This window comes from Bacillus sp. LR_5, from assembly GCF_042709275.1.
This window is the reverse complement of record NZ_JAVAXX010000428.1, coordinates 1-3,767: the sequence shown is the minus strand read 5'-3', so window position 1 is coordinate 3,767 and position 3,767 is coordinate 1. Positions and strand designations below refer to the sequence as shown.

5 protein-coding genes and 1 pseudogene are annotated in these 3,767 nt (G+C 41.0%); 3 read left to right on the top strand and 3 right to left on the bottom strand.

The genetic code is table 11. The annotated features are described in order from the left end of the window. Positions 1 to 250 (top strand): annotated as a pseudogene (locus RAC86_RS36390) (MFS transporter); the annotation flags it as partial. A 12-nt stretch (positions 251 to 262) separates the two neighbouring features. Here RAC86_RS36390 and RAC86_RS36385 read toward each other — a convergent pair. Next, the gene (locus tag RAC86_RS36385) at positions 263 to 883 is read right to left on the bottom strand and encodes a YdhK family protein (RefSeq protein ID WP_342006749.1); all 621 of its coding nucleotides are present in this window, start codon (positions 881 to 883) and stop codon (positions 263 to 265) included. A 141-nt stretch (positions 884 to 1,024) separates the two neighbouring features. Then, positions 1,025 to 2,002 (bottom strand): HD domain-containing protein, encoded by a 978-nt coding sequence (locus RAC86_RS36380; RefSeq protein ID WP_377886753.1) that lies wholly within the window; start codon positions 2,000 to 2,002, stop codon positions 1,025 to 1,027. Positions 2,003 to 2,084: 82 nt separating this feature from the next. Between RAC86_RS36380 and RAC86_RS36375 the strand changes: the two genes are divergently transcribed. Then, positions 2,085 to 2,567 (top strand): GNAT family N-acetyltransferase, encoded by a 483-nt coding sequence (locus tag RAC86_RS36375; RefSeq protein ID WP_377886752.1) that lies wholly within the window; start codon positions 2,085 to 2,087, stop codon positions 2,565 to 2,567. A gap of 17 nt (positions 2,568 to 2,584) precedes the next feature. Beyond that, positions 2,585 to 3,082: a YdhH/YoaO family protein gene (locus RAC86_RS36370; RefSeq protein ID WP_377886751.1), complete on the top strand. Its 498-nt coding sequence runs from the start codon at positions 2,585 to 2,587 to the stop codon at positions 3,080 to 3,082. An 80-nt stretch (positions 3,083 to 3,162) separates the two neighbouring features. On the opposite strand, the gene fra is transcribed toward RAC86_RS36370, so the two are convergent. Then, entirely contained in the window at positions 3,163 to 3,534 is a 372-nt protein-coding gene (gene fra / locus RAC86_RS36365) for an iron chaperone frataxin (RefSeq protein ID WP_015252695.1), read from the bottom strand. Positions 3,535 to 3,767 lie beyond the last annotated feature (233 nt).

Sequence of the window (3,767 nt, the reverse complement as noted above, 5' to 3'; positions counted from 1 at the left end):
TGCCCCGGCTCAGCAAAGCTATTTAATTGAAATTGCACCTGATTCGTCTGACATTCAGCAAAGCTTTAACACATCGGCCCTCCAAGTCGGAATTGCCCTTGGCTCAGCCATTGGCGGTGTTGTTTTGGATCAGACGGGTACTGTGGTGTCAACGGCATGGTGCGGCGGATCGATTGTGATCATCGCTGTCCTGTTTGCTTTCATTTCTTTAACAAGACCTGTTCAAACAGCAAAAAAATCCTCCTTGTAAAAGGAGGATTTTTTATGATTTAGCTGAAAGCTCATCTTCGGTGACCCATTTGTGGTTTTTCACTTTTTCGCCGCTTGTTGTCGATGTATAGTCAACCATGTATACAGTTGTTTTTTCCGCGGAGTCGATCTCGGCTGTTGCTCCTTTCATGCCTTTCATATGAGAAGCCTCTAAAATCACCTGATCTCCGGGTTGTAACGTTTTATCTCCGGCATCTTTGATTTCTTCTTGGATCACCCATTTATGATGATCCACACGCTGTCCCCCATTAGTCGGAGTATAAGAAACCACATACGCCGTTGTATCATAGGCGCCTGTTACCGTAGCTTCGGCACCTTTCATGCCTTTCATATGAGAAGTATTGATGATTACTTCGCTGCCTACTTTGTATTTCGGATTTTTAGATTCCTGTAATCCCTCTGGAACGTCAGCTGATCCGGAATGGTCCATCTCTTCATGTGATGAGGAGTCTGAATGATTGTCATGTGTGCTTTCTTTCGTACTGTTGTTATTGCCGCATGCTGATAAAACAAAAACAAGAGATAACATCAGAATTCCCAGTGCATTTTTAGAGATTTTCATGTTCATTCTCCTTTGCTTCATTTTTTTCCTGTAACTTTTGCCCGCAGACAATGAAAACATGCCCTCTCGATAATACTATACCCCCGAACGGTATGTAAATACGCTGATATTCTCATAAAGCGTTCCCGCAGTTTGTCCTATTCCCCTTTGTTTGCAAAGCCAAACATAAAAAAAGCCGCTGTCAGGCGGCAATTACTGATTTAAGATTTTAATATACACACCTTTTTTTGCTTTTTGATAAGCGGCCTCACCCATTTTCCTCACCTTTTCAGAAGCATCTGAGGATTTGATCCATTTGTCATCAAGAAAAATGGATGGATTGATTAGGCGCATTTTCTTCTTTTGATGGAAATCGTACTGGATGTCATCCTCTATTACTTGTATGCCGGGATGAATGGATGTAAGCAAGCTCAGGACTTCTTCATTTTTTGATGCACGCAGGATGTTCAGTACCTCTTGGTCCGTTTTCAGCAGATCCTCTGCGGATATGACATCATGCCGCAGCGCTGCCTTCAATGCTCGCGCTAAATATTCATATCCATATACATTCACAGGATTCAAAAAGAAATCAATCACTTCCTTGTAGTACACACTGACAAACCATTCGGCAGTTTCAATACTATCAGGAAACATCCTTCCGTTTCTCACAATAAGATGATCCAAAAAGGTTTGCGCTTCGTGCAGGCTAATGTGTCCATATCGGTACATATCACGCAGCGTATAGTCTGTCCGATCAGCACACAGCTCCGGTGCGGGCTGTTCGAGCAATGTCCACCTTGAATCGTCAGATAAAAGTTCTTCAGTATGATAGCCGTGTTTTTGTAGAATGTCCGGGATTTCAGAGTGAACAATGACTTGTTGAAAGATGTTTTCATGATAGTCTTCTGCTTGATTTTCAAAGACAACGTCAACCACATGAGAAAAAGCTGTGTGTGATACGTCGTGGAGCAGACCTGCAATCTGTTCTTCTATCGTTCCTCCGAGCTTTTTGATGAGGAGCATCACGCCGATGGAGTGCTCATACCTGGTCACATTCCACCTTCGATTGACTAAAAAGCTTGCTCCGCCTTGATAGATCCCTTTTAATCTTTGCACAGGCGCGCTTTTGATAAGCTCTTCCAGCACTCCGTCTATATGGTGGTGCCCGTAAATAACATCGCTGATTTCCATGCTGTCACCTCAACATCTATTTTTTTTGTTATATATTGTTTATATTGATAGTACATATGCAATCTTTCAATAGAGGAGTGTTATGATGATGATCATCCCAAACAATGAGATAGCGAAACAGATGTTGATCGATTTTTTTGCCAAGCATTGGGGTACACCCGAGATGGCGATCTCCAGCGGCATTTTTCGGTGTGATGAATTAGATGGATTTGCCGCAGTAAATGAAAGCGGCAAAATCATTGGCTGTATTACATACACAATAGATGGGAAAGATTGTGAAATTATTTCATTAGATAGTATGATTGAAAATAAAGGAATCGGCACAGCTTTACTTCAGCAGGTTGAAGAGACGGCTAAACATGCACATTGTCAACGAATAAAGCTTATCACAACGAATGATAATGTACATGCGATTGCGTTTTATCAAAAGAGAGGCTATCAATTCGCCGAAGTGTTTCCGAACGCAGTTGAAAAAGCGCGCCGACTCAAGCCGGAGATTCCCGAGGTGGCTGAAAACGGCATTTTGATTCGGGATGAAATTCTATTTTCGAAGGTAATTGATTAAACGAATAGGAGTCTTTTATGTCCAGTCATTATAAATACCCTCTCATTTTCACGGCATTCCTATTAATCGCTTTCTGCTTGATCTTTTTTTCCTATCACCTGATTCATCATGTTCGTTTGGAGTATCCGAATTGGCAGGGAGAAAGCAAAGACCAGAATTGGGAAGCTGTTTTCAAAAAAAATGAAGATGCACCGAATGAATACAGCGGCAAACTTTATTGGATCGGTGATACAATTGAAATAGACAACACTTATTTGGAATCACTGATTGTAAAAAAAGATGATGAAGTTCTGCTGAGTTCTAACACAGAAATTCCAATGCGTGACTATTCCGGAGGCACTTTTCGTGATGGAAGCGCAAAGGAAAAGTCTGTTTCTTTTTTAGAGCGGTTAGATGAAGATGAGCTTGAAGGCCATGATATAACCATTGAAGTGAAATGGAAACAAGGTAATCATTATTCTGCGAGCCAGCTTACGCTCAATGAAAAGACCTTGTTTGATGAAAAGCAGCAATAGATGATCAAAACGAAAAATAGACAAATGAAAAGGAATAGCATATTTTATACAGCTCATATGTTATGCCTTTTCTACTTTTTTCATTTCCGCCAAAAAGTGGAGCATTCCGCCTTGTCCAGAATATTAAACGCAATCATTTTCTCAAGTAGCGTGTAATCAACTGGACCGTTCCAAGGGATACGTATCAGCTGCTCGGTGTAATCATATCCGGCCTTCACAATATCATCCTCTACGTGCGCTATCGTTACTTTTTCAGGAGCGACAGCTAAATGCTTTTTAGAAACACTAAAGCCAATAATAAATGTACCGTGATCCGTAAACATCGGTTGGTTCCATTTTATTTCTGTATGTAAATTTGGATATTTATTTTTTATCCAAGTTAACACCTCTTCCGTTCTTTCTCGGTGGAACGGGTCATCAATCCCCGCTAAATACTCAGAAAAAACGTCCATGTTGTTCCCTCCTAAAATAAAATGATGCCACTCCATATGAACTGCTCAGACATGTGCTTACACAATACCTCTTTCCAACATAATACTTAAAATTGTTCAAGATGTAAGCGGGTTGTTTGTATGCGACTATAGCAGATTTCAGTCCGCCTATCCACGGCCAGTATCTATTCCTCCAATTTATTTCTATAGTACTATCACCTGTCTCTTATCCACTTCTGACGCTTCCGACGAAG

Excerpts from the sequence above, each read along its gene's own strand:
- RAC86_RS36380 (WP_377886753.1), bottom strand. The coding sequence starts at position 2,002 with ATGGAAATCAGCGATGTTATTTACGGGCACCACCATATAGACGGAGTG.
- fra (WP_015252695.1), bottom strand. The coding sequence starts at position 3,534 with ATGGACGTTTTTTCTGAGTATTTAGCGGGGATTGATGACCCGTTCCAC.
- RAC86_RS36370 (WP_377886751.1), top strand. The coding sequence starts at position 2,585 with ATGTCCAGTCATTATAAATACCCTCTCATTTTCACGGCATTCCTATTA.
- RAC86_RS36375 (WP_377886752.1), top strand. The coding sequence starts at position 2,085 with ATGATGATGATCATCCCAAACAATGAGATAGCGAAACAGATGTTGATC.